1 protein-coding gene is annotated in these 3,027 nt (G+C 69.6%); it reads right to left on the reverse strand.

The features are described from left to right. On the reverse strand, positions 1-3,019 hold a 3,019-nt coding region (locus HGB39_RS37850; RefSeq protein ID WP_312029827.1), incomplete at its 3' end, for a non-ribosomal peptide synthetase. Positions 3,020-3,027 lie beyond the last annotated feature (8 nt).

The following is a 3,027-nucleotide window of genomic DNA, read 5'->3' on the forward strand; positions in this document are numbered from 1 at the left end:
GGTCGGGGATGAGGATGCGCCAGGAGACGCCGTCGGTGGCGAGGTGGTGGATGGTGATGAGGAGGTGTCCGGGTTGGGTGCGGGGGTCGAGCCAGACGAGTTGGAGCATGATCCCGTTCTCGGGATCGAGTCGGTGCGTTGCGGCGTCGAGTTGCGCGCGTGCCATCGCGGCGAGGTCGTTGTCGGAGTGCGTCTCGACCGCGACGTGGGTGATGAGGGGTGCGGCCGCGATTGTTCCGGCCGGTGGGATCTCGAGGACGGTGTCCTGGTCCGATATCCCGCGCCGGAGTCGGGCTCGGAGCATGTCGTGGTGGTCGAGGACCGTCTGCACGGTGGCGGTGAGGGTGTCGGTGTCCAGGTCGGGTGGTGCGGTGAGCAGGACTGCTTGGCAGTACGTGTCGAGGTTGCCGCCGCGTTCGATCAACCACCGCGCGATCGGCACGAGCGGTGCGGTCCCGACACCACCGCCGGGAAGCTCGGCCAGCACGTCCGGGTTCCGGGTGGCCGCCACCTCGGCGAGTGCGGCCACGGTCTGGTGCTCGAAAACGTCGCGGGGAGTAACGAAGACACCGTCCTCGTGGGCACGGGCCACCAATTGGATGGCCATGATGCTGTCGCCACCGAGTGCGAAGAAGGATTCGTCGGCACTCACGGACGGCACGCCGAGGACCTCCGCGAAAACCGCGGCGAGGGCCGTCTCCGTCACGGTCGCCGGAGCGCGACCCGTGGCGACGTGTTCGGCGAAGTCGGGTGCGGGCAACTGCCGGCGATCGAGCTTGCCGTTCGGGGTCAGCGGCAGGCGGTCCAGGACCACCAGCGTTGCCGGCACCATCTGCGGTGCGAGAGTCGTTCGGGCGAAGCCGAGGACGCGACCGATGTCGACAGTCCTCGTCTGTGCACCGTCCCGGGCGGGCACGACGTACCCGATCAGGCGCTCGGCGCCTCGGTCGTCGGAACGAACCGACACCGCGGCCTGTGCGACATCCGGGTGGCGGACGAGCGTGGCCTCGACCTCGCCGGGCTCGATTCGGTAGCCGTGCAGCTGAACTTGGGCATCACTACGTCCGAGGAACTCGAGTTGACCCTGCGCGGTCCAACGTGCGAGGTCACCGGTGCGGTACATGCGTTCTCCGCGCCCGGCCGGGTCCGCCACGTACCGGGTCACCGTCAGCCCGGACCGGTGCAGGTACCCACGGGTGACCTGGTTCCCGGCAACGTACATCTCGCCGGTCACTCCGGTGGGTACGGGGTGGAGCCGCCGGTCGAGGACGTACACGCGCAGCCCCGGAACGGCCCGGCCGATGACCGACCGCGCAGCGGGACGGGTATCGCCGAGGGGATGCCTGGTCACGTGCACGGTGGTCTCGGTGATGCCGTACATGTTCACGAGCTGCGGTCGGGTTGGTTGGTGCCGGTCGAGCCAGTCGACGAGGTGACCGTGCTCGAGGGCTTCGCCGCCGAAGACGACGCACCGCAACGCCAGGTCGGTCGGCTGGTTCCGTTCCGCCGCGGCCAACTGGGCGAACGCGGTGGGCGTCTGGCACAGGACCGTCACCCGCTCCCGGCCGAGCAGGCCCAGGAACTCGTCGGGTGACCGCGCGGTGACGGTGTCGACGACGACGAGGCGGCCACCGTGCAGGAGGGCGCCCCACAACTCCCATACCGAGAAGTCGAAGGCGGCCGAGTGGAAGAGCGTCCACACGTCGGTCTCGGCGAACTCGAACGCAGTCCGCGTGTTGTCGAACAGCGTCGCGACATTGCGGTGTGTCACCACGACACCTTTCGGGCGTCCGGTCGACCCCGACGTGTACACGACGTACGCGACCGCGTCGGGGGTGAGCCCGGCCCGTCGCTCCGGATCGGTGATCGGTTCCGGCGACAGATCCATCAGGCACCCGCGTGTGTCCGCGTCGTCGACGAGCACCGTGGGCAGGTCCCTCCGCAAGCGGGCCGCGTGGTCGGTAGAGGAGACGAGACACACCGGGGCAGCGTCGGACATCGTGGCGTCGAGCCGGTCCGCCGGGTGACCGACGTCGAGGGCGAGGTAGCCGGCTCCCGCTTGCTGTGCGGCCAGCAGGGCGACGACCAGATCGATCGAGGGTGGCAGTGCTACGGCGACGACCGTGTCGGGGGCGGCGCCCAGTTCGACGAGACGCCGGGCGAGTCGGTAGACGCGGGCACCGAGTGCCGCGTAGGTGAGCGTTTCGTCGGCATCGGTCAGCACCGATTCGCCGGCGAAGCGGTGGACGGACCGAGTGAACCGGTCGGCGAGTGTGGCCTCGGCTGGTTCCGCCACGGGCGAAGGGGTATTCCACCCGGTCGTCAGCGTGGCCCGTTCGGTGGCGTCGAGGAGGTCGACGTCCCCGACTGGCCGGGCGGGGTCCGCGGTCACCGAGTCGAGGAGCCGGAGGAAGCGCACCGCGACACTCTCGACGGTGGTGCGGTCGAAGATGTCGGTGGCATAGGTCAACGCGGCCGACAGGCCGGGGTGTGCGGGGTCCGCATGTTCGCGGAGGGTGAGCTGAAGGTCGAACTTCGCGAGGGGCGGAGCGTCCTCGGCGACCGTCACCGTCAGGTCCGGCAGCTCGAGGTGGAGTGGTACCTCGGTCCCATAGTCGATCAGGACCTGGAACAACGGTGTGTGCGTCGTGGACCGCTCCGGCGCCAGCACGTCGACGAGCATCTCGAAGGGCACGTCGGCGTGCATGAATGCACCGAGGTCCGCATCGCGGGTTCTGGTCAGCACTTCGCGGAACGAATCGGCCGAGTCGACCGGGGTCCGGAGGACGAGCGTCCCGACGAACATGCCGACGAGTTGGTCCAGCCGGGGATCGGGGCGGCCGGCGACGGGGGTGCCGATCACGACGTCGTCCGTGTCGCACAGGCGGGCGAGGAGGACCGCGAAGGCCGCATGCAGAGTCATGAACGTGGTCGCCCCGGTGCTCCGCGCGAGCGCACGCAGGCGGCGGTGTACGTCGGCGGGGATCTCGAATCGGACCGACTGGCCGTGGAACCGCACTCGCAGAG

Source organism: Rhodococcus opacus (assembly GCF_012396235.1).
Classification (GTDB): Bacteria; Actinomycetota; Actinomycetes; order Mycobacteriales; family Mycobacteriaceae; genus Rhodococcus_F; species Rhodococcus_F opacus.